Origin of the sequence: Aquiluna sp. Uisw_065 (assembly GCF_047731275.1) — a bacterium.
Lineage (GTDB): Bacteria > Actinomycetota > Actinomycetes > Actinomycetales > Microbacteriaceae > Aquiluna.
Genome location: NZ_CP159836.1, coordinates 1149911 through 1172323, shown reverse-complemented (window position 1 = coordinate 1172323; position 22413 = coordinate 1149911). Strand labels below are relative to the sequence as shown.

The following is a 22413-nucleotide window of genomic DNA, read 5'->3' as shown; positions in this document are numbered from 1 at the left end:
GCTGCTCGATGGCAATGTGCATGGGCTCGTGCCTTCGCTAATTAGCGCCCCAATTAGCTCTTAGGCACCAGCACCCCGACAAACGCACGTGATTCGTGCACTAATCGATCGCAAACTTGCCAACTAAGGACTCCTAGAATGCCCGCTATCCAAACCAAATCAATAAATGTCGCAAAAGGTTTCGCCCTCTACGTGGGCATTTCGGAACAAGACGCTCAAGAGGCCGGCCTCACGCTGGCCCAGATTGCTCAGGCCCTGAAGCAAACACTCGCCACTCTTGTGCCAACAAAAGCAACTGAGACTTATGCCGCCGTTGCCCTGGCTCCGGAGGGCTCGACTGGTAGAAATCTAGACATCACCAGGCTTGCCCTGAGGGAGCCTCGAGCAACCAGTACTCCAGCAAATACTGAGGCTGACGAGAAGACCGCGGCCAAGGGGCTCGTGGTCGATTTGACCAGAAAACGACTCTTCGTAGACGGAGCCAATGCGCAGCTGACCTGCAAAGAATTTGAACTCTTTGCGTTTTTGATCGAGAACACCGGTGAGACCGTGAGCCGAAAGCAAATTGCGGATATCTCCGATCGCTGCGGCGAATCGACTCCAAATGCTAGGACCATCGATGTTCACGTCCGCAGGCTGCGGGCCAAAATCGCGGGCTACGAAGACGTAATTCGAACCTCGCGGGGAGTCGGTTACCGCTTTGACAAACATCCAGATGTCCTAGTTCAGCAGTTCTAGGTCGGGTCAGGCGATCAAATAAGTTATGGCACCTATCTTTTGATGACGACCATTGAGGCGCCGAACACAACCAGCACCACGCCCAGGTAGGTTAGAAGGCCGAAGCTGGAAGCTGTTATCGGTGCTATTAGGTCAAGAACCAGTGACGCTATTACTTGCCCTAAAAGTAAGGAAAGCCCCAGCGCCAAGACTCCAATTTGTCTGACTACCGTCACCTGAATAAATATAAATATGCCACCTACTAACCCACCCAAATAAAGAACTGGGTTTGTTGGCAAACCGTTTGAAAGATCTGGCACACCCTGGAACGCGAGCACGACAACGGCGATAAGTGCAGTACCGGTAACGAAATTCAGAAGGGTCGAGATCAAAACCGAGTCGGTCTTGGTTGCCAGTCTTCCATTAATTGCCTGCTGGAAACCCGAACCAAAGCCCGCAAGAAAAGGCAACACTATAAGTCCACTGACGGCTTGGACGCCGAGGCCAGAGGAAAGAACTAGCCCGATAATCGCGATTCCAGCACCGGCTAGTCGCGCCATGGATAGCTTCCGTTTTGCCAATCCCAGCATTCCAAAAGAATCCACCATTAGCGCGGCTGCTGCTTGGCCCGAAACGATAGCGAGCGTGAAAAGAGTCACTCCTATTTCTGGGGCAACTAAACCCTGCGTCATGACAAAGAACCCACCGAAGAAGCCACCCAAGGTCATCCAAATCGGTAGCTGACGGCCAAGCGCCTTAGTGGAAACCAGAAGCTTGATGCGCTCGCTTCGGCTTACGAAAAAAGGCAGGGCCACCAGCGCTGTTCCGATTCCAAAGGAAAGCAGCGCTGCAAACAGTCCATCCTGAAGAGCAATCGCAAGCTCACCATTCACTCGAGACTGAACCGCGATCAGCGCTCCGGCGATCACGCTGAGGGAAATTGCGAGGGGTCTTGGCATTGTTAGCTGCACTGTTATCAGGGCCTTAGGTTCATTGATTCGAAAATCCTGCAATTGCCAGTGGATCGTTGTGGCAATCGAATTATAGAACTGCTTTAGTGGCCATGCCATCGGTAGCGGGCCAACTAACTAAATGCTCGGCTAATCTTGGCTAACTATGACAAAACAATCTGAAGCTTTTTCCCCAAAGAACCTGTTTTCCTATTTCGCACTTGGTGAAGCCATTACCTGGGGTTTGCTGATAGCAGGGTTGTTGGCAAGGGAGTTATTGCAGGCTCCGGGTATGGTCATCACGGTGGCTGGTGCTACCCACGGGTTTATGTTTTTGAGCTATGCGACAACGGCGGCGCTGGTCGGGATAAACAACCGCTGGAGTCTGGCTCAAACCTCCATTGGTGTCATTCTGGCAGTGGTGCCATTCGCGACAATACCGTTTGAAAAGTGGCTACTCAAGCGCAAGATGCTCGACGGTTTGTGGCGCAGGCAAGCGACAAAAAATCCTAGGGACAAGACTAGTTCGGATCGACTATTTCGCTGGTTTATCAACCGCCCGCGCACTTTGATCCTTGTAATAATCGCGTTCGTCGGAACGTTATTTTCAGTTTTGCTTGCCCTCGGTCCACCGGATCAATGGGGCAACTAGAGCCACACGGTGCCTGACTAGCTTTTTTTGAAAACACGCCTAAGCTAAGAGGCATCTGAATTGGGCAACAACTTAGTTGCTGACAGAAATCAAGGAGCGATACCCGTGCCCGCGACATTGACGTCAAAGCATGATTCCGCCGGATGGCGAAAAGTACCAACATCATCAACACCCATAAATCAAGATCGAGTCCAGGAACTTCTAGTTCAAGAGTGGGCGAGATTCGAGGAGACCACTAAGGCCTCTGGTGTTCACAACAAAAAAGCTATGAAGGCTCTCCCCATGGGCGTTACTTCTAGTTTTCAGCACTGGGACCCATACCCAATTTCTATCGTCTCGGGCAAGGGCGCTTACCTCACCGACGTTGATGGCCGCAAGCTTTTGGATCTTTCCATGGGCTTCGGGGCAATGCTGGTTGGGCACCTTCACCCCAAGATAATAAAAAGAGTAAAAAAGGCGCTTCGCTCAACTGGAACGCTGTTTGTAACACCGTCGCCAGACGCGACCGATGTCGCTGAGAGGTTCAAGGCAAGATTCGGCCTTGACATGCTTCGATTCACAAACTCCGGCACCGAGTCGACTATGTATGCGATTAGAACCGCAAGGGCGGTCAAGCAGAAAAATGGCGTTATCAAAATTGAAGGTGGCTACCACGGTGGATACGACCCTTTGCAGGTCTCGGTAAAGCCCGATTTGAAAGACATCGGGTCACCCGATTACCCAACGGCCCATGTGCCACCCGAGGTTGAGGCCGGCGATGTCTATGTCGTTCCCTACAACAACCTAGAACGCCTCGAAGAAATCATGAAAGATCACGGGCATAACATCGCTTGTTTTATGATCGAACCGGTAATCGAGAACCTCTCGATTATTCTGCCCGATGCCGGTTATTTGCAATCGGTAAGGGACCTTTGTGATGAGTACGGCATTTGTTTGATTTTTGACGAAGTCAAGACCGGACTTACCGCTGGAGTCGCCGGAGCCGCAGCAAGATTGGGCGTTAAGCCGGACTTGATTACCCTTGCCAAGAGCATCGGTGGTGGATTTCCGCTTGCTGCATTTGGCGGCAAGCTGGAATATATGGAAGCCGTGGTAGATGGTCGTATGGCGCACTTTGGAACCTATAACGGCAACCCTCTCGTGATGGCAGCAGCGCTCGCCGTTGACGAAATCTGCACTCCGGCAGCTTTGGCAAAAGCAGAGGCAATCAACAATGCAACGCTTGCCAAGTTGGATGAGATTATCAATGAGTTTGAACTTCCAGCCCACACCGTTGGGTTGGGGGTAAAGGGCGCGATGATTTGGTCACCCAACCCGGTCAGAAACTACCGGGACTACAAGGCAACCGACTTTGAAACTGCAGAGCTGTCATGGCTCTGGGGAATCAATAGGGGCGTGCTAACCCCTCCGGGTCTGGATGAGCAGTGGCTCGTGTCACTTGCTCACAATCAGAAGGATATGGACAAGATGGTCGAGAGCACCAGGCAGCTAGCAGTGGCGCTTCGGGCCTAGAGGCTTTTTCAAGACCAAGGAACGTAATGCCTAGAGAATTGCGCTTTTCCAAATAGATGAACTAAAGTTCATAGAAGTATTATTCTGTAATTCAGATTACTTTTTTTTGAGGAGAGCAATGAGCGAGCGATGGACCTTTCTAACTCACCATGCCCATCTAATGCTGATGCTACAAAGAGACCAAAGCGCCAAAATCGAGGATCTTGCCCAGGTGCTGGGTGTTACTCCCAGATATGTAGTCAGCATTTTGAATGACCTCACCGACGGCGGCTATCTCACCAAGGAAAGAGTTGGCAGGCGTAATCACTACTCAATTAATCGTGAAGCAGAGCTGAGGCACGAAACAAGTCTGCACAAGTCAGTTGGGGATCTAATCGATTCACTCGGAGTGGTAGGCAGGTAGAGCTATGGATATTTTGTCGGTAGCAGTTCAAAACCTAACCAGCGCCCCGGTGCTCGCTTTCGCACTGGGATTGCTCGCGGCTGCAATTAAGACTGATCTTCGGTTACCCGAGCCGATTTACCAGGCAATTTCTATTTACCTATTGCTGGGAATCGGAATCAAGGGTGGTGTCGCTTTATCGAATGCGGAGTTCCAAGAGGTGGGCCTGCCCATTTTGGGAACTCTGCTACTTGGTCTAACAGTTCCGGTGCTCGCATTTTTCTTGCTGAAGCTTCTAAAGAAACTCTCGGTTGTTGACCGCGGGGCACTAGCTGCGCATTACGGCTCGACATCGTTGGTGACCTTTACCGCAGCGGTAATTTTTTACGAATCTGTGTCGATTTCCGTTGAGGGTTACCTAACCACCTTGCTGGCAATCTTGGAGATCCCTGGAATTATCGTCGGTTTGATGCTGGCCTCTCGGGGGCTTCGCCGGGAAGTTTCCTGGGGAGAATCTTTCAGAGAGATTTTGACCGGCAGGTCAATCTTTCTGCTTGCCGGTGGTCTAGTAATAGGCTTCCTGACTAAATCGACTGGATTCGCTGGAATAGAATTTTTCTTCGTCGCGCTGTTCCCTGGGGTGCTCACACTGTTTTTGCTGGAGCTTGGAATTGTCGCCGGTAGAAGGCTCAAGGATCTAAAGAAAGCTGGCATTGGCCTAGTCGTATTTGGCATTGTGTTCCCGTTGCTCTCTGGCACTCTAGGAGTAATGACGGGGCATCTAACTGGGCTTGGCATAGGCGGCGCTGCAACATTGGGGGTTCTAAGTGCCTCGGCTTCTTACATTGCAGCTCCAGCAGCAGTTCGATTGGCATTACCGGAGGCGAGCCCAGGAATCTATCTGACCGCGAGCCTTGGAATCACGTTTCCGTTCAACCTCACTCTGGGTATCCCTATCATGTTGGAAATAAGTAAGTTCCTAGAAAGCGCAGGCCTTTGATGCTGAAAGATCGAAAACTAATTGTTGTCGTGGTCGAAGCCGCTCTTGAGCAGCGACTTTCAAAGGACATACTCACGCGGGGCGCAAAGGGCTTCACCATCACTCACGCCAACGGCCTCGGGCCGAGAAACCAGCGTGCAGGCGATTTGGAAGGTGGCAATATTCGTCTGGAGACAGTGGTGCCAGAAGAGATTTCACTGAAGATCCTAGAGCTACTAAAGACAAGCTATTTCCCGCACTATGCCTGCAGCGCTTGGGTGTCGGATGTGCAGATATTGCGTGAGGACAGGTACTAGTTCGATCCGGTAGCTGAGACAATTATTCTTTGGAAACTTTAGAACGGATGGCTTGGGGTGAGTGAGCTAGAGATTAACTATCCTCCAGACCTTCCCGTTGCGGCTAGACGTCAGGATATTCTCGAGGCCATCACTAACAATCAAGTCTTGATTGTTGCCGGTGCTACCGGTTCCGGTAAGACAACGCAGCTTCCAAAAATGTGCCTAGAGCTTGGACGAAAATCGATTGCCCATACTCAGCCCAGAAGAATTGCGGCGCGCTCGGTGGCCGAGCGCATCTCCGAGGAGCTGAAGGTTGACCTGGGTGGTCTGGTCGGTTACCAGGTTCGCTTTACTGATCAGGCAAGCAAGGCGACCAGGGTGAAAGTCATGACTGACGGCATCTTGCTGAATGCTCTGCAGCGAGATCGAATGCTCAAGCAGTACGACACCATAATCATCGATGAAGCTCACGAGCGGAGTCTAAATATTGACTTTCTGCTTGGCTTTTTGAAACAACTATTACCGATGCGTCCCGAGCTCAAACTAATAATCACTTCCGCGACAATTGATCCCGGTTCCTTTTCAAAGCATTTCAACGATGCTCCAATTATCGAGGTTTCGGGAAGAACCTTCCCGATTGAGATTCGCTATCGCCCCGTAACAAGAGATGGATCGCAGGATGCCGACCCGGATATTGAAACCACTGCAGCGGACTACTTGGACGGAGTTATTTCGGCGCTCAAAGAACTTGAGGGCGAACAAGATGGAGACGTGCTGGTCTTTCTTTCTGGAGAATCAGAGATAAAAGATGCTCAGGATGCAATCGAGGGCAGCATCACTCAGGGCGCACTCAAGGGAAACACCGAAGTCTTGCCGCTTTATGGCCGACTGAGCTCCGCCGAGCAGCATCGAGTGTTTGAAGTTAGCAAAGTAGCCGGACTGCGAAAGCGCGTGATTCTTGCAACCAATGTTGCCGAAACCAGTCTTACTATCCCGAATATCAAATACGTTATTGACGCTGGCACCGCCAGGATCTCTCGCTACAGTCCCAAGGCAAAGGTTCAGCGGCTACCGATTGAAGCAATTTCGCAGGCAAGTGCTAATCAGCGAGCAGGGCGTGCTGGGCGAACAAGCCCGGGTGTAGCAATCAGGCTTTATTCCAAAGAGGACTTTCAATCTCGTCCAGAGTTCACTGATCCAGAGATTCTGAGAACTAACTTAGCCTCGGTTATTTTGCAGGCCGCAACTATCGGGCTCGGGGATCTAACCAGGTTTCCATTTCTTCAGGCTCCTGAACCCAGAGGAGTCAAAGATGGCATTGGGCTTCTAAAGGAGCTTGGGGCAATTGACCAGGATTCCAACGAGGTTGAGCTCACCAAGCTTGGTAAACAGCTGGCCAGACTTCCGATCGAGCCTCGATTCGCAAGAATGCTGCTGGAATCAAAACGACATAATGTCGTGCGCGAGGTAATGGTCATCGTTGCAGGGCTCACGATTCAGGACCCCAGAGAGCGTCCACTTGAAAAGCGCGAGAAGGCGGATCTCCTGCATGCACGCTTTCTTGACCCAAGCAGCGATTTTCTTTCCCTAGTGAATCTTTGGAATCACGTTGAGGATCAGCAAGAGAAGCTGTCATCTTCTGCGTTCCGCAGGCTCTGTAAACAGGAATTTCTAAACTACCTTCGCGTCCGAGAGTGGCAAGATCTGGTCCGGCAACTCAAAAGCGTTAGCAAGCCGCTGAATCTAAGTTTCGGAAATCGTAGGGTTGACCCCGAAGGAATCCACAAGGCCTTGCTGTCGGGGCTGCTCAGCCAAATCGGTTTGCAGCAAGAAAACGAAAAAAAGGTTTTCAAAAACGGCAAACTGCAGAAACAAAAGCGAGTTCAGAGTGAGTACTTGGGCTCCGGTGGCAAAAAGTTTGTAATTTTTCCAGGCTCCGCTTTGGCCAAGAAACCCCCAGAGGCCCTAATGAGCGCGGAACTTGTCGAAACTAGTCGGTTGTTTGCCCGCATGAATGCTGCGGTCGATCCGGCGTGGGCGGAAGAGCTGGCTGGTGATCTTGTCCGGAGAAGCGTTTCGGAGCCCCACTGGGAAAAGAAGCTTGGAGCAGTCATCGGGCTTGAACGAGTAATGCTGTTTGGGTTGACATTGGTAGCAAACCGCAAGGTTCAGTACTCGCGCATTGACCCGATGCTCTGCAGGGAGTTATTTATTAGGCATGCCCTGGTTTATGGAGAGTGGGACTCAAAGCAGGTCTTTGACCAAAAGAACAAGGACTTACTTATCGACATGGAAGTTGCCGCCGATCGGGCTAGGTCACCTCAGCTTGCAGCTGGCGAAGACGATGTCTTCCGCTTCTACAACAATCGGATCCCGCTGGATGTTTTTTCCACCGGCAGCTTTGAGGGTTGGTGGAAAAAGGCCAAGCACGAAAAGCCGGAGTTTCTACACATGACCAAGGCTGAGTTACTAGGTGCCGATGAGACTCAACTTGACGAAGACGACTACCCCGGGCAACTGGTTGTCGACGGTCAAGAATTTAGCCTCAGTTATTTGTTCGACCCCGGTAACGAACATGACGGGGTTTCAGTGGAGGTCCCGATTTCACTTTTGGCAAGCATCAGGCCAGAGGGCTTCGAGTGGCTGATTCCAGCGATGCGTTTGGAGCTGGTCACCGAATTGATCAGGAGCCTGCCAAAGGCGGTTCGCAAAAACGTAGTCCCTGCCAAAGACTGGGCAGTAAAGGTGCTGAGAAATCTACCCACAGAACCCACGGGCAAGATCACGGAAGTTTTGGCGACTCAGCTTCAGTCATTGAGTGGCGTCAGGGTTCTCCCGGAGGATTTCAAGCCCCAGGAATTGCCGGCCCAACTAAGGGTCTCTTATCGAGTCCTGGATTCCAAGGCGAAGCAGCTTGAAATCGGCAACGATTTAGCCGCACTTCAACAGAAACTTGCGCAAAGCTCGATCGAGGCGGTGTCGAACATGATTCAGTTCGACGGGCCGTCGATCGAGCGAAGTAATTTACAGACTTGGGATTTTGACGAATTACCTAGGCGGCTAGACACAAAGCAGGGCAGCAATAAAGTAAGCGCGTTCCCGGCACTGGTTCTGGATGAAAAAACAAACACCGTTGGTATAAAGCTGCACTCCTCGGAAGCCAAACAATCCTTGGAGCATCCAATCGGTGTCGTGGAGTTAGTTCAGCTGAGTATTCCATCACCGGCGAAGTACATCGAGGCCCACTTAACTCAGGCCGAAAGGCTGGCCATCGCGAGTTTGCCCTACCCAAGCCTCAGTTCTTTTGTTTCCGATGTGATTAGGGCGGGGGCTAAAAAACAGCTATTTATTCTTGATTCCAAAGGTCTAATTTTTACTGCCAAAGAATTTGAAAATCTCAGACAACTTGTCGAGGCTATTTCGATTGAGCTCATTTTCGACGTTGCCAAAATAATGCTGAAGATATCCCAAGCTGCGAGTGAGGCGAATAAGGCGATCTCCGGCGCCAAGGCGATTGATTTTCTCACGGTGCTTGCCAGTGAGAAGCTCCACATCCAACAACTTTTAGTCCCGAAGCTGGTCTCCTCAACTGGTCTCGATCGGCTGTCGCGAATCGAAATATACTTACGTGCTATCACGCAGCGGGTGGCGAAGCTCCAGGAGAGCCCGGAGCGCGATCGAATTAGCGCGATTGAATTAGCGATAGCACTCGAGGTCTTCGAAATCGCAGGAGGAAGGTTGCCGTTACCCCAAAAATCCAGCGAGAAACTTACTTCTGCAAGATGGTTGCTTGAGGAACTGAGGGTGAGCCTGTTTGCTCAGTCGCTCGGAACCCAAGAGGCGGTTTCTCTAAAGCGAATTCAAAAACAGCTGTCCTAGTTCTGTGGAAAGCCCAGGTTCACTCCGCCGTGGCTAGGGTCTAGCCAGCGCGAGGTGATCACCTTGGTTCGTGTGAAAAACCTAAAGCCTTCTTCGCCGTGTGCCCGGCTGTCGCCGAACAGCGAGTTTTTCCACCCTCCGAAGGAGAAGTACGCAACTGGTACTGGAATTGGAACATTCACGCCGATCATGCCGGCTTCAACTTCGTTCTGGAATCGTCTTGCTGCGCCACCGTCGTTGGTGAAAACGGCGGTGCCGTTGCCATAAATTCCGCCGTTTATAAGAGCCAATCCCTCTTCAAAAGAACTCACTCGAAGCACGCTTAGTACGGGTCCAAAGATTTCGTCTTGGTAGGCCTTAGAACTCGTCGGCACTTTATCTAGCAGGGTTGGGCCCAGCCAAAAACCGTTCTCATCGCCGTCTGGAACAACGGACCTACCGTCAACTACAACCTTCGCTCCGTCAGCCTCCGCAATTTCTATGTAGCCGGCAACTTTGTCGCGGTGCTCCTTGGTCACAAGTGGCCCCATGTCACAGGCGCGACGACCATCGCCCACTTTGATTTGAGAGATACGAGACACAATCTTCTCGATCATTTCATCGGCCACGGGCTCAACGGCGACAACCACTGAGATTGCCATGCAGCGCTCCCCAGCAGAGCCAAAGCCGGCATTGATTGCTGAGTCTGCAACGAGGTCTAGATCAGCGTCTGGTAGCACGAGCATGTGGTTCTTTGCCCCACCCAAAGCTTGGACTCGCTTGCCGTTTTTGGCACAATTCTCATAAATGTATTGAGCAATCGGTGTTGAGCCGACAAAGCTTATTGCCGCGACATCGTCGCTATTAATCAGACCGTCAACCGACTCCTTGTCACCTTGAAGGACATTGAAAACTCCCGCTGGCAAGCCAGCCTCAGTCCAAAGTTTTGCCATCCATAGGGCAGCGGAAGGGTCTTTTTCGCTTGGTTTTAGAATCACGGTATTGCCGGCGGCAATAGCTATGGGGAAAAACCACATCGGCACCATTGCTGGAAAATTAAATGGGCTTATGATTCCAACGACCCCAAGGGGTTGCTTGGTCGAGTAAACATCAACATTGGTTGATGCGTTTTCCGATATTCGCCTTTTAGTAGATGAGGCATACCGCAGGCAAACTCCACAACTTCTTGGCCTCTAGTTATCTCTCCAAGGGCATCTGATAAAACTTTTCCGTGCTCGGCCGTGATTATGGCTGCAAGCTCCGGCTTCCGCTCATTTAGTAGCTCGCGGAATTTGAATATTATCTGTTGGCGCTTAGCCAATGAAGAGTCGCGCCAGGCCGGGTAAGCATGCTTTGCAGCGTCGATGGCAGCTTTGATATCTGTCGCATCAGCCAGAGCCACTCGGCCAGACTCTATTCCAAGTGCTGGGTCATAAACCGGCGCCGTCCTTGTTGAGGAAGGCTTCTGTTCGGCACCAGAAATGTAGTGGGAGATCAGGTTCATTTGGCATCCTTACTTTGATGCTAGCTGCAGGGGCTCGATAGCTTGAAATTATGACTTTCTAGTTGAAGCTAACACTATCTAGAGTCACTCAGTTGCCCTTTTAATTAGCTCGATCATGGGAATCTCTTTTATGCCTGTGTTTGATTTTGACAATTACTTCTGCCTCTGCGGCAATCTGATAATTCTTATCCTTCTACATTGCGGCTAATTCTTGCGTCCCTTTTTGCTCATCCGCGGTGAAACCAGTTGTGTTGCCGGTCACAGACAGCCCGTCCATGCAGCGGCGCAAATGGGTCAAGTTACCCATAGTCGCTTTGGTGCGGGATGATTTTTGGTTGATGGGGTGTTTGCACAGTGGGCAAAGTTTCACGCCCAGCTACCTATCAGGCTGGACTTCTAACCTGAGGGAGCTTTGAAGGCCCGCGCATGTGCGTGCCGCAAATTATTTAGGAAACAAATGGCCCAGCTGCTTTACCGTCTTGGAAAATTTTCTGCCAGACGAGCATTCGCCGTCATAGCAATTTGGCTGCTACTAATTAGCACTGCCGGAGCAGCGGCGTTGCTCTCAGGTGGCAAACTCGGAACCACAATGACCCTAGATGGCATCCCATCTCAGGACCTAGCGACTTCGCTTCAGGAGACATTCCCCGAGGCGGCCAGAGCGTCCGGGCAAGTTGTATTTCATAAGGCCGACGGCGCTGAGTTTTCAATGGCGGAGATTTCGGGAATTTCAGCGGTCTTGAGCAGCGTCAAGGCCCTCATCGCTGTGGACGATGTTGCTGATCCGTTTGTCACTCAAGCCACTCTCGACGGTCAGCGCGCCGACTTGGCCGCTGGCCTAGTGGCCATCTCAGATGGCAAGGCTGAAATCAGTGCAAATCAAGCTTCGTTAGACGCCGGACAAGATCAACTGAATGCCGCCAAATCCGATCTGGAGGCCCAGGCTCAAGAGTTACAGCAAACTCTTGAGGCCATGTTTGCCAATAATGCCCCCGGAACTGATCAGGTCATAGCCGGGTTAGCTCAGATTCGAGCTGGTCTCGATCAAATTGCATTTCAGCAGATCGAGCTAACCAGCGGCCAATTGAAGCTCGATGCGGGCAAGACCGAACTTGCGAGCAATGAGGTTCAGCTCGTGGCAGGCGAAAAGCTTCTTGGTACCGCAAATAACTTCCGCACCGTGTCAGTTGATGGCCAGACGGCTTTCGCCACAATTTACTTTGATCAGCCGACTGGTCAGCTAGATGAGGTTGCAGCCTCCGAAGTTGTAGCTCTCATAGAAGCCCAGACCTCAGCCGGAATGCAAGTCGAATACTCACAATCCTTGGTGTTCTCACTCGATGGACTTCTGGGCATCGGGGAAATAATTGGCTTGGCGATCGCAGCTCTTGTTCTTGCAATAATGCTTCGAACCTTCATCGGTGCCGGCCTTCCAGTGATTGCGGCTATCACTGGGGTCGCTATCTCTGCTGCTATAACCTTTGCTCTGTCTTCCGTGATTGAAATGACCAGCACCACTCCGTTGCTGGGAATCATGCTTGGACTTGCGGTGGGAATTGATTACTCGTTATTTATTTTGAATCGTCATCGACGCCAGCTAAAAGCTGGGGTTGAACTTCAAGAATCCATCGGACTTGCCAATGGCACCAGTGGTAATGCCGTCGTCTTTGCAGGGATCACGGTAGTCATTGCCCTCTTGGCTCTGAACTTAACCGGTGTGGGCTTCCTAGGCCTGATGGGTAGCGCTGGAGCGTTGGCGATTGTGGTTGCAGTTTCGGTTGCACTGACACTGGTCCCTGCGGTGCTGGGTCTCGCAAAAGAAAAAGTCCTGACCCAAAAAGAGCGCGCAGTGCGCGCAGCAACAGGCCTTTCGAGCACCCCAGAGCAGGTTTACGAGCTCGAAGAGGCAAACGCTAGCCACAAGCCCGTGTTTGCCAACAAGCGTCCCTGGGTAGTCATTATTGGTGTGGTGACGGTTTTGATGATCGTGGCAGTGCCTGCCTTGAGCATGCGTCTGGCTCTGCCAGACGGAGGGGCCGAAGCCAGTGACTCAACCGCATTCAAGTCCTACACGCTAATTTCCGAAGCCTTCGGTCCCGGCACCAACGGCAGCCTGGTTGCAATAGTCGATGTTCCAGAGAAACTGGACGAGATTGCAGAGCTTGAGATGCAAGCCGAGGTCACCGAGCGTCTATTCGCTTTGGATAACGTTTCAGCGGTGCTTCCTGGAGGAGTTTCGACTTCCGGACTTGATTTGATGTTTGTGCTGGTGCCAGAATTTGGCCCAACCAGTGCTGAGACTGAGCAATTGGTGTTCGACATTCGAGAACTTGAAACAGTATTTCCAGATGAGCTCAACGCAAACATTGAGGTCACCGGTATCGCGGCTGTAAATATAGACATTTCTCAGAAGTTGGCCGATGTATTGCCGCTTTACCTCGGCACAGTGGTTATTTTGTCGTTCTTGCTTTTGATTCTGGTGTTCAGGTCGCTCATTGTTCCTTTGGTCGCAACCGGTGGCTTCCTGCTAACCGTTGGAGCGACTCTGGGTGCGGTTGTCGCGGTCTATCAATTTGGTTGGTTGTCCGAGGTTTTGGGTGTTACGCAAGCCGGTCCAATACTTAGTTTCTTGCCAATTCTTTTGATCGGAATCCTGTTCGGCCTTGCAATGGACTACCAGCTATTCGTGGTTTCGGGCATGCGCGAGGCCTACGTTCATGGCAAGAGCGCAAAGGACTCCATTGACTCCGGTATCCACTTGGGCAGGCCGGTCGTTATCGCTGCAGCGATCATCATGGTCGCGGTGTTTGGTGGCTTTGCCTTCTCACACATCACCATGATTAAGCCTATGGGCTTCGGGTTGGCGATCGGCGTCCTGATCGATGCGTTCCTGGTTCGACTGTTGCTGGTACCGGCTCTGATGAGCGTCATTGGAAAAGCGGCTTGGTACTTGCCCAAGTGGCTCGACAAGCTTTTGCCTGATGTCGATGTTGAGGGAGCAAAGCTCGAGCGTTCTCGTTCGCAGGCCTAGACTGAAAACAACTTAGAACTAAGGAGTTCTCATAATGGCAAAAACTATACAGCCGGCTAAAACACCGGACCGGCAAATTGGGGGACTACGAAAGTACAACGTAGTTGCCGGGTTCTTGCATCTAATCCAAGCGCTTGGGTTTTCATACGTTTTGACAATGCTTGATTATCAGATCCTGTATCCGGTAAAAATTGAATATCCAACGGGTCCTCCGGGAGTGGCGAGTCCAGTCGACGTGGTGACCCTTTTCGACATCAACATTGGTGCCGGAATTGTTGGATTCTTAGCGCTATCTGCGCTGTTCCACTTCATTATCTCTTCGCCAATGTTCTTCCAGCGCTACAAGGCTGGTTTGAAGGTAAACCACAATTACTTCCGCTGGGTTGAGTACTCGCTGAGCTCCTCAGTCATGATCTTCTGCATCGCGTTGCTAAACGGTATTACCGACATTGCGGCCCTGGTGGCAATCTTTGCGGTGAACGCATCCATGATCATGTTCGGTGCCCTACAGGAGAAGTACGAAACTCCTGGAAACGGCAAGGGTCTGCCGTTTATCTTCGGATCAATGACCGGAATCATTCCTTGGCTAATTCTCGTTCTCTACATCTGGCAGCCGGGTGCAACAAACGCATCCGAAATCCCAGGTTTTGTCTACGGCATCGTTATCGCATTGTTTTTGTTCTTCAACACCTTTGGTTTCAACCAGGCATTCCAGTACAAGAAAATTGGACCTTGGAAGAATTACCTATTCGGTGAGAAGAGCTACATCACTCTCAGCCTCGTTGCTAAGACGGTCTTGGCATGGCAGATATTTTCCGGCGCCATCATTCCGGCTTTGGTGAGCTAGCCAATAAGTAGGTAAAGAGTCCCGTTGGTCTTGTGAGGCCAGCGGGACTATCTGCATGACAAGGAATCCGGTCGTGCCAGCGGTAGTCGAACTGCCTGTGTGACGGCTGGAAATTGCCCTAAACAAGGAACAAAACTTCGACCAGCCAAGTTTTCTTTTCGTAATAAATAAAGGAAGATTCCATGACCCGAGTTCTGACGCGAATGTTTGCTTTTCGCGCTCTTGTTTTAGTAGCGGTTTTGTCGGTGACAGGCTGTGCCGGAATGCCTATGTCAATGATGAATCATGGCGACACTCGAGTCGAGTCGGCTAGCGGAGTGAACACATCTGACTTTTCTGGGGTGGACATAATGTTCGCCCAGATGATGATTCCACATCACCAACAGGCCATCGACATGTCTTCGCTCGCCGTATCTAGGGCGCTGAGCCCAGAGGTGAAGGCATTAGCGTCAAAGATTAGCGCTGAGCAAGGCCCCGAAATTGAGCAAATGCGCTCTTGGCTAAAGGCTGCAAACGCGGCAACCGAAATGGGTCATCAAATGTCCATGGATGGCATGCTTTCGGATGCCGAGTTGGAGCGCCTAACCAATGCCAGCGGTGAAGAGTTTGATCAGCTTTTCATTTTAGGAATGATTGCACACCACGAAGGTGCCATCGAGATGGCTCAAATGGTTGTGGACTCTAAAAATCCTGAAGCCCGCGAACTGGGAACGACCGTCATCAAAATACAGTCACTAGAAATTGCCGAACTAAAGGCATTGCTCACTAATTAGATGCGACTTGTGACCTTTGAGCGGTATTGGCACTCTTATTTCACTCGAGTTGCATACCTTGTCGGGTCAGCAATCGCCTCTTGAAAAACCAACTCGGATGCGCCGATGGCAAGTGAGTTTGCGCCAAGCTCATTAACAAAAACCTGCATGCCTTCCAGCACTGCCGGAATGGCGTGTTTTTTGATTACTCGGTGGAAGTAGTTCTGGTCGAATCGGTACAAGAATCTAAGGAAACCAGCCAGCACGAACACCTCTGGATTAAAAATGTTCGCAAGGTTTGCTGTCGCTATGCCCAGAGCTTCGATTTGTTTTCTAGCCAAGGCGGTTGATTCTGGAGTTCGGTTGTTCAGTAGCGCGACCTCAAGATCCTCATCGGACACGTTCTTCAATCCCAACACAGCTTCTAGGTCATCTCTTCTGACCAGGGCCTCAAGAGTTCCCTGAATTCCCGAGTAGTCCAGCTCTTTGCCCGAACTGATTCTCATGTGGCCCAGTTCTCCGGCGTAGCCGCGAAAACCCTTTAGCTCGGTGCCATTCATGAACACACCTCCTCCGATACCGGAGGTGCCGTGCATGTAGACAACATCTGTGGCGCCCTTGGCTGCCCCATAAGCCATCTCGGCCTTGCAGCCTAAAGATGCATCGTTTGCGACAAAAACCGGCATCGACAGCCGCTGAGTTAGTAAGTCGCGAATTGGGAACTCAGACCATTGCAGATGGGGGGCCTGTCTAACGATTCCGGTCGAGGAGTTGATTTGGCCCGGCACAATGACACCAATTCCGAGAATTCGGTAGGAGGTGTCGCTGGTTTGAAGCTCAACGATGAGGTTGTCAATAACCTGAACCATGTCTTCGACTGCTTGGTGCGCGCCGATTGGCTCATCGTAGAGGCGTTTTTCCGAATGAACGATGGTTCCGTTGAAGGCAACGGCCTTGACCTCAAGATAGTCGACCTCGGGGTGGACTGAAATTGCAAGCAATTCTTTGGAGGCGTCAACGCCCATGCTAGGTCGACCTACTCGATCAATTTGTTCAGCTCCGGTGTCCGAGGCAAATCCTAAATTCACCAGCGTTGTTACGAGCTTGGCAACCGTGGATCGACTTAAGCCCGTAATGCTGCAAATCTCAGAGCGGGTAATTGCGCGGTGCTCATGAATCAGACCAAGGACGATTGAGAGGCTCGACTGTCCTGAGGCTCGGGCCTCAAACATCGGGGTCGCTTTGGAGGTCATCTCAGTCACTGATACTTTCGTTTAGTTTGTCTAGGTAGCATACAAACAAGCCTATTAAATGAATAGAGTCGCAGAACAATCACGCGGCACCACCTTAAATAGACCCCGTATATGGCAATTGTTATCGAATCTTGATAAAAATGATCTATATTCATTTGTTTCGTGTGGAAACATAAGGGAACCTACTTCAGCCGACTTGGCTCGAGCCGGGTTGAGACAAACTACTTAGAAAAAATAAGGGGAAAAATGAAGAAGTTCAGAATTGCTTCTCTAGCTGCAGTTGCAGCCGCATCTTTGGTGCTGGCAGGCTGTGCAGCAGACACTGCAACCGAAGAAACCTCCACTGCAGCTGCTGGTGAGACCGTAGCCGAAGCGCTACGCGCTTGCGTTATCCTTCCAGATGCTGACGCAGGAACTCGTTGGGAGCCGGGCGACCGTCCAGCCCTAGAGACCGGCCTAACAGCTGCTGGCTACGAGGCTGACATCCAGAACGCTCAGTCCGACACCGCAAAGTACGCAACCATTGCTGAGGCTCAGCTAACCAAGGGTTGCGATGTAATGCTTCTAGTTGACTACCAGGGTGCTGGTGCAGCTGTTGCCGAGAAGGCAAAGGCAGCTGGAGTGCCAGTTATCGCCTATGACCGTCCAATTGCTGGAGCGGACTACTACGTATCATTCGACAACTTCACAGTTGGTGCCCTTCAGGGACAGATGATCGTTGACGGACTTGTGGCTGCGGGCAAAGACCCAGCAACCGCTAGCATCATCTACTCATCGGGTGACCCATCCGACGGTAACGCAGCTATGTTCTTCGATGGTGCCAAGAGCGTTCTTGACGCCGCTGGTGCATCACCTGCTTTCACCATGGAGGGAACCTGGGACGGCGCAAAGGCTGGAACATTGTTCGAGCAGGCTTTCACCGCAGTTGGTGGAAATGTTGACGCAGTTCTAGCTCCAAACGACAACAACGCAGCCTCGATCATCTCAATCCTGGACAAGAACGGCCTAACCGTTCCAGTGTCAGGTCAGGACGCATCAACAGCTGGTCTTCAGAATGTACTTTTGGGCAAGCAGTACGGAACGGTTTACAAGCCATTCCAGCTTCAGGTTGCTGCGGCTCTAAAGATCATTGAAGCGATCCTTTCGGGCGAAACCGTCACAGCTAACAAGACTCTTGACGACGGAACCCCGTTTATCGCGATCGATCCAATCATCACAACTGCTGAGTTGGTCAAGGACGTCGTAGCCGACGGCCAGGCCACCGCAGCGGACCTTTGCACCCCAGAAGTGGCAGCAGCTTGCGCCACCTACGGCGTAGAGTAATTAGCAACTAGTAATTAGTAACTAGCTCATTCCCGGGCGGTTTCCGCCCGGGAATGAGCTTCTAATAAGAGCAAGAGGCCCCACAATGTCGCAGGCACTCGTTCAGCTCAAGAACGTTAAAAAGAGCTTCGGTCCAGTAGACGTTCTAAAGGGCGTCGACCTAGAAGTTTTTGCAGGAAAAGTAACAGCCCTTGTCGGAGACAACGGAGCCGGTAAGTCAACTCTCATCAAGGGCCTGGCTGGAGTTCAGCCTTATGACTCCGGAGAAGTTAGATTTGACGGCGAGCTTCAGCAGCTTCATTCACCTCGCGAGGCATCGGCACTCGGCATTGAAGTCGTTTATCAGGACCTAGCGCTCTGCGAAAACCTCGACATCGTCCAAAACATGTTTTTGGGTCGCGAGACCCTTAAGTCTGGAACTCTGAGCGAAGCAGAAATGGAAGCCGCAGCGGCGAGAGCCCTGCAATCCTTATCGGTAAAAACCGTTCGGTCGGTCAGGCAGACGGTTTCCTCGCTATCCGGTGGCCAACGCCAAACCGTGGCGATTGCCAGAACCGTCTTGCGCGACGCGCGACTAGTGATTCTCGACGAACCGACCGCCGCTTTAGGTGTCGCTCAAACCGAGCAGGTTTTGAACTTGGTCCGCCGCTTGGCGGATCAGGGCTATGGCGTTCTAATGATTAGCCACAATCTCTACGATGTTTTCAAAGTAGCGGACGACATTGCCGTTCTGTATTTAGGGAACATGGTTGCACAGCTGGAGACCGCAAAGACCACCAGCAATGAGGTCATCGGTTATATCACCGGCATTGCAACAAATGTTAAGGAAGGCTGATCGTGGCTGAGAAGGTAACACTGCAAACCGGTCACGAAGGTGGAGTTAAAGGACAAGTTTCTGCTTATTTCTCCAGGCTCAAGGGCGGCGACATGGGTGCGCTACCAGCGATGGCAGCGGTTATCGTCCTGATGGCGCTATTTGCTAATCTTTCCCCCTATTTTTTGACTGAGATAAACATCGCAAACCTGTTTGTTCAGTCGGCAGTGCTGATGGTTACTGCCATGGCACTTGTGTTTGTTCTACTGCTTGGAGAGATTGACCTAAGCGCCGGCGTCACCGCTGCCACCGGTATGGCTCTGTTCGTGAAACTAACAAACACCGGCTGGGACTGGCCTGTGGCTTTAGCGCTTGGATTCCTGGTTGGGCTCGTAACTGGCTGGGTATTAGGTATGTTCGTAGCCAAGATCGGTGTGCCGTCTTTTGTGATCTCACTTGCTTTTTATCTTGGTTTTCCAGGTGTGATGTTGATTATCTTGGGTTCTGGTGGAATTCTTCGACTAGAGGTTGAGCCAATCAAGGCAATTATGAACGTGAACCTTCCGGTGTGGGGCGGTTGGGCTGTTCTTGCCGTCACCGTCATAGTTGCACTTGTGCTATCAGTTTGGGATAGATCCCGCAGGCTACGTGTCGACCTTCCAGTTCGACCAATGATTTTCCTGGTCGCCAAGATTGTGGCGTATTTGGTTGTTGGTGGCGGAATAGTGTTCATGCTCAACTTGCCTCGCAGCTTGGTTGCCGCTAACCCAATTCGGGGAGTTCCAATCGTGGTCCCCATTGTGATTCTCTTGATGTTCGCCGGAACCTTCGTTTTGAACAGGACACGATTCGGTCGCTATTTGTATGCGGTGGGTGGGAATCCGGAGGCCGCACGACGTGCCGGAATCAATGTCGCTCGTATCCGCATCTATGCCTTCATGATTACTTCGACACTTGCCACCATGGGCGGGCTGATGCACATCAGCCGAATTGGAGCCGTTGAGGCAGCCGCCGGAAAGATTATCGTTCTATCGGCTGTAGCGGCGGCTGTGGTGGGTGGCGTTAGCCTCTTTGGTGGAAGAGGAAAATTATTTAATGCTGCCATTGGAGCCATTGTGATTTCAATAATTGACAACGGCTTGGGCCTAATGGGCTTCCCTGCTGGCGTTAGCTTCATCGTGACCGGAGTAGTGCTTGCACTGGCCGCGACCGTGGATGCTTTAGCCAGAAAACGAGCCCCTGGGATGCGAATCTAAAAACCATAAAGTTTGATTTGGTTTTGTAGTTTGACCAAGTACGTTTCCGTTTGGCCATGGCACTGCGCTTATTGCTAGAAACCAGCCTTATCGAAGAATTTTATGCTTACCATTTATAAATGACTGTAACTCTAAAGCTAGGCAGCTTGGATGACCCGAAGGCTTTTAAGCGGCTACTTTTGGTTCCTTTTGACCATCTAAACCTCGACCGCGGGGTTCTAAAAAACGCGGACTCGGCAACCGATGTCGTGCTGCTTGTGCAGAGTGAACGAATGGTCACTGGCCGGCCGTTTCATAAAGAACGGCTATTTTTCCTGATCTCTTCTGCCAGGCACTTCGCTCTGGAACTTGAAAAATCTGGCTTTGCGGTTTTATTTATCGAGGCCGAGACCACAACTGCGGGAATCGCCGAGGCCAGAGAGGCCGTTGGGGAATTGCCTGTCTTGTGTGCAGAGCCGTCTTCTTTTAGGCAGCGATCTCAGCTTGCCAATTTCGGTGTCGAGTTTGTGGAGAATGATTTTTTCTTGACACCAAGGACTTTATTTCAGGAGTGGGCCGGTGGCCAAAAGAGCTTTGTAATGGAGAACTTCTATAGGGCTCAAAGAGTTCGTCTTAACCTGTTGGTAACGGATGGTAAGCCGGAACAGGGCCGCTGGAACTTCGATGCCGATAACCGGCTGCCACCACCAAAGAACTACACCTGGCCAGATAGGCTCAACCACTCTCGCGACGAAGTCGATCTCGAGGTGGCAAAGAGTTTGAACTATGAACCGACTGATAGTTGGGCCACAACTCGTGAGGGAGCTCTTAGGCAGCTTGGACACTTCTTAACTAATCATCTCGCCGGTTTTGGACCATACGAAGATGCCGTGACACTGGATGAATGGTCCCTGCATCACAGTCTTTTGAGCCCGTATCTGAATAACGGCCTGATCACACCGGCTGAGGTCGTTGCGGCGGCCGTCGAGCGCTACGACGATGGACATGCTCCGATTGAGTCAGTGGAAGCCTTCGTTCGGCAAATCATTGGCTGGCGCGAGTACATAAATGGCATGTACTGGTTTTTGGGCGAAGACTACAAGGAGCTAAACGGCCTCGGCGCGACCAGAAAACTATTACCCCTGTTTGCAGATTCATCAAAAACCAAAATGAACTGCGTTAGCCAAGTTGTTTCACACGTCGAGACGCGAGCTTGGACCCACCACATTCCAAGACTCATGATTCTTAGTAACTTGGCCCTTGTCACCGGCACCAATCCACAGGAGTTTTTAGATTGGATGCGAGAGCAGTTTGTCGATGCAGCCGAATGGGTAATGGTGCCGAACATCATCGGCATGGGAGTTCATGCCGATAGCGGCCGCCTTATGACTAAGCCGTATGCCGCTGGCGGTGCTTATATCAATCGGATGACGCAGTACTGCAAGGGCTGTGCATACGACCCTAAGAAGCGAGTGGGCGATGACGCCTGTCCTTTCACCACTTTGTATTGGGATTTTCTTGACCGACACAAAGATGAATTCAAGAAAAATCACCGCATGAGTCAACAGGTGTTTGGTCTGAATCGGCTATCTGACTTGCCGGAGCTCAAGACTCGTGCCCAGGAGGTTCTAAACGGCTTGAGCGAAGGAAAAATCTAAGCCCAAGGATCGAGCAATTAGACGGGTGGAATGGCTCTCAAATCTCCCGACAACGCCGCTGTCTGTCGCCTTGCTACTTTGCGCTGAGTTTCAGAAGAAACTGGCCGGCTCCGGGGGTTATTTCGGTGAAGAACTTGGTGGTTGGCGCGAGCCTTGACAAGCGGTCCAATAGCCAGAGCGACGCCTGTTCGGCGTCTTCGTTGGTTGCGCAACGGCCGACCGCTTCCCTCCCGCCTTTTTTTGCAAGTCGTTCGACCGATTCGAAAATTGGTGCTGGGTCAAAAACAAAGAGATCTTTTGACCAAGGAACTACCGGGGCAACCTTGCCGCGCATAGTGTTGCAAGATCGGTGGGCTAGTCGCTCAACGGTCGTGGCTCCCTTTTTGGCCTTTGAAGCTGCGTAGCTGTCGGTACTTGGACCTTGGTCAGAATTCACGGAGCCGTCCGGGTCTACCTGTTCATCGCACAGCCAACAGCGCCAGTTATCTTTTTGGCCTATTTGGTTTAAATCGCTCATTGTTACCGCCCTCATACTGAACTTTAGTCAGGCTAAGAGCAGGCCGCGGCTATAACAGGGGAGTGATTGAAGGTCTTGTTGAAATTTAATTAGTTTTTGCTTGGTTTGACTGATTTCAGGCAAGTGCGAT

17 protein-coding genes and 1 pseudogene are annotated in these 22413 nt (G+C 51.4%); 14 read left to right on the top strand and 4 right to left on the bottom strand.

The features are described from left to right. Positions 1 to 138: 138 nt before the first annotated feature. On the top strand, positions 139 to 738 hold the full coding sequence (locus tag ABXT50_RS05895) for a winged helix-turn-helix domain-containing protein (RefSeq protein WP_415273948.1): 600 nt from the start codon (positions 139 to 141) through the stop codon (positions 736 to 738). 32 nt (positions 739 to 770) lie between these two features. On the opposite strand, the gene ABXT50_RS05890 is transcribed toward ABXT50_RS05895, so the two are convergent. Further along, positions 771 to 1787 (bottom strand): DMT family transporter, encoded by a 1017-nt coding sequence (locus ABXT50_RS05890; RefSeq protein WP_415273947.1) that lies wholly within the window; start codon positions 1785 to 1787, stop codon positions 771 to 773. A gap of 46 nt (positions 1788 to 1833) precedes the next feature. Here ABXT50_RS05890 and ABXT50_RS05885 point away from each other — a divergent pair, with 46 nt between their 5' ends. The 6 genes from ABXT50_RS05885 (at position 1834) to hrpA (ending at position 9370) form a co-directional block, all read left to right on the top strand. Next, complete coding sequence (locus tag ABXT50_RS05885) at positions 1834 to 2319, top strand: DUF3817 domain-containing protein (protein ID WP_415273946.1); 486 nt, start codon at positions 1834 to 1836, stop codon at positions 2317 to 2319. A 60-nt stretch (positions 2320 to 2379) separates the two neighbouring features. Further along, entirely contained in the window at positions 2380 to 3831 is a 1452-nt protein-coding gene (locus tag ABXT50_RS05880; RefSeq protein WP_415273945.1) for an aspartate aminotransferase family protein, read from the top strand. A gap of 118 nt (positions 3832 to 3949) precedes the next feature. Further along, complete coding sequence (locus tag ABXT50_RS05875; RefSeq protein WP_415273944.1) at positions 3950 to 4234, top strand: AsnC family transcriptional regulator; 285 nt, start codon at positions 3950 to 3952, stop codon at positions 4232 to 4234. 4 nt (positions 4235 to 4238) lie between these two features. Then, positions 4239 to 5213, top strand: a complete 975-nt coding sequence (locus tag ABXT50_RS05870; RefSeq protein WP_415273943.1) for a sodium-dependent bicarbonate transport family permease — start codon at positions 4239 to 4241, stop codon at positions 5211 to 5213. Then, positions 5213 to 5509, top strand: coding sequence for a P-II family nitrogen regulator (locus ABXT50_RS05865; RefSeq protein ID WP_415273942.1), 297 nt, complete (start codon positions 5213 to 5215; stop codon positions 5507 to 5509). The genes ABXT50_RS05870 and ABXT50_RS05865 overlap by 1 nt, the downstream gene beginning before the upstream one ends. Positions 5510 to 5566: 57 nt before the next feature. Then, positions 5567 to 9370 carry an ATP-dependent RNA helicase HrpA gene (hrpA, locus tag ABXT50_RS05860; RefSeq protein ID WP_415273941.1) on the top strand — a complete coding sequence of 1268 codons (3804 nt, stop codon included), beginning with the start codon at positions 5567 to 5569 and terminating at the stop codon, positions 9368 to 9370. On the opposite strand, the pseudogene ABXT50_RS05855 reads toward hrpA, so the two are convergent. Then, positions 9367 to 10853 (bottom strand): annotated as a pseudogene (locus tag ABXT50_RS05855) (CoA-acylating methylmalonate-semialdehyde dehydrogenase). The gene hrpA and the pseudogene ABXT50_RS05855 overlap by 4 nt on opposite strands. Positions 10854 to 11310: 457 nt before the next feature. Between ABXT50_RS05855 and ABXT50_RS05850 the strand changes: the two are divergent. The 3 genes from ABXT50_RS05850 (at position 11311) to ABXT50_RS05840 (ending at position 15504) form a co-directional block, all read left to right on the top strand. Continuing rightward, complete coding sequence (locus ABXT50_RS05850; RefSeq protein WP_415273940.1) at positions 11311 to 13884, top strand: MMPL family transporter; 2574 nt, start codon at positions 11311 to 11313, stop codon at positions 13882 to 13884. Between the two features lie 34 nt (positions 13885 to 13918). Continuing rightward, a complete protein-coding gene (gene heR / locus ABXT50_RS05845; RefSeq protein WP_415273939.1) occupies positions 13919 to 14731 on the top strand; it encodes a heliorhodopsin HeR in 813 nt (270 codons plus the stop codon). Positions 14732 to 14913: 182 nt separating this feature from the next. Next, the gene (locus ABXT50_RS05840) at positions 14914 to 15504 is read left to right on the top strand and encodes a DUF305 domain-containing protein (RefSeq protein WP_415273938.1); all 591 of its coding nucleotides are present in this window, start codon (positions 14914 to 14916) and stop codon (positions 15502 to 15504) included. Between the two features lie 35 nt (positions 15505 to 15539). On the opposite strand, the gene ABXT50_RS05835 is transcribed toward ABXT50_RS05840, so the two are convergent. After that, complete coding sequence (locus tag ABXT50_RS05835; protein WP_415273937.1) at positions 15540 to 16736, bottom strand: ROK family protein; 1197 nt, start codon at positions 16734 to 16736, stop codon at positions 15540 to 15542. A gap of 246 nt (positions 16737 to 16982) precedes the next feature. Between ABXT50_RS05835 and ABXT50_RS05830 the strand changes: the two genes are divergently transcribed. The 4 genes from ABXT50_RS05830 (at position 16983) to ABXT50_RS05815 (ending at position 21766) form a co-directional block, all read left to right on the top strand. Next, on the top strand, positions 16983 to 18059 hold the full coding sequence (locus ABXT50_RS05830; RefSeq protein ID WP_415273936.1) for a sugar ABC transporter substrate-binding protein: 1077 nt from the start codon (positions 16983 to 16985) through the stop codon (positions 18057 to 18059). Positions 18060 to 18144: 85 nt separating this feature from the next. Continuing rightward, a complete protein-coding gene (locus ABXT50_RS05825; protein WP_415273935.1) occupies positions 18145 to 18894 on the top strand; it encodes an ATP-binding cassette domain-containing protein in 750 nt (249 codons plus the stop codon). 2 nt (positions 18895 to 18896) lie between these two features. Further along, positions 18897 to 20129 (top strand): sugar ABC transporter permease, encoded by a 1233-nt coding sequence (locus ABXT50_RS05820; protein ID WP_415273934.1) that lies wholly within the window; start codon positions 18897 to 18899, stop codon positions 20127 to 20129. A 119-nt stretch (positions 20130 to 20248) separates the two neighbouring features. After that, the gene (locus ABXT50_RS05815; protein ID WP_415273933.1) at positions 20249 to 21766 is read left to right on the top strand and encodes a cryptochrome/photolyase family protein; all 1518 of its coding nucleotides are present in this window, start codon (positions 20249 to 20251) and stop codon (positions 21764 to 21766) included. 73 nt (positions 21767 to 21839) lie between these two features. On the opposite strand, the gene ABXT50_RS05810 is transcribed toward ABXT50_RS05815, so the two are convergent. After that, positions 21840 to 22283 carry a hypothetical protein gene (locus ABXT50_RS05810; RefSeq protein ID WP_415273932.1) on the bottom strand — a complete coding sequence of 148 codons (444 nt, stop codon included), beginning with the start codon at positions 22281 to 22283 and terminating at the stop codon, positions 21840 to 21842. Positions 22284 to 22413: the final 130 nt, after the last annotated feature.

Excerpts from the sequence above, each read along its gene's own strand:
- ABXT50_RS05895 (WP_415273948.1), top strand. The coding sequence starts at position 139 with ATGCCCGCTATCCAAACCAAATCAATAAATGTCGCAAAAGGTTTCGCC.
- ABXT50_RS05890 (WP_415273947.1), bottom strand. The coding sequence starts at position 1,787 with ATGGCATGGCCACTAAAGCAGTTCTATAATTCGATTGCCACAACGATC.
- ABXT50_RS05885 (WP_415273946.1), top strand. The coding sequence starts at position 1,834 with ATGACAAAACAATCTGAAGCTTTTTCCCCAAAGAACCTGTTTTCCTAT.
- ABXT50_RS05875 (WP_415273944.1), top strand. The coding sequence starts at position 3,950 with ATGAGCGAGCGATGGACCTTTCTAACTCACCATGCCCATCTAATGCTG.
- ABXT50_RS05870 (WP_415273943.1), top strand. The coding sequence starts at position 4,239 with ATGGATATTTTGTCGGTAGCAGTTCAAAACCTAACCAGCGCCCCGGTG.
- ABXT50_RS05865 (WP_415273942.1), top strand. The coding sequence starts at position 5,213 with ATGCTGAAAGATCGAAAACTAATTGTTGTCGTGGTCGAAGCCGCTCTT.
- ABXT50_RS05850 (WP_415273940.1), top strand. The coding sequence starts at position 11,311 with ATGGCCCAGCTGCTTTACCGTCTTGGAAAATTTTCTGCCAGACGAGCA.
- heR (WP_415273939.1), top strand. The coding sequence starts at position 13,919 with ATGGCAAAAACTATACAGCCGGCTAAAACACCGGACCGGCAAATTGGG.
- ABXT50_RS05840 (WP_415273938.1), top strand. The coding sequence starts at position 14,914 with ATGACCCGAGTTCTGACGCGAATGTTTGCTTTTCGCGCTCTTGTTTTA.
- ABXT50_RS05835 (WP_415273937.1), bottom strand. The coding sequence starts at position 16,736 with ATGACCTCCAAAGCGACCCCGATGTTTGAGGCCCGAGCCTCAGGACAG.
- ABXT50_RS05830 (WP_415273936.1), top strand. The coding sequence starts at position 16,983 with ATGAAGAAGTTCAGAATTGCTTCTCTAGCTGCAGTTGCAGCCGCATCT.
- ABXT50_RS05825 (WP_415273935.1), top strand. The coding sequence starts at position 18,145 with ATGTCGCAGGCACTCGTTCAGCTCAAGAACGTTAAAAAGAGCTTCGGT.
- ABXT50_RS05815 (WP_415273933.1), top strand. The coding sequence starts at position 20,249 with ATGACTGTAACTCTAAAGCTAGGCAGCTTGGATGACCCGAAGGCTTTT.
- ABXT50_RS05810 (WP_415273932.1), bottom strand. The coding sequence starts at position 22,283 with ATGAGCGATTTAAACCAAATAGGCCAAAAAGATAACTGGCGCTGTTGG.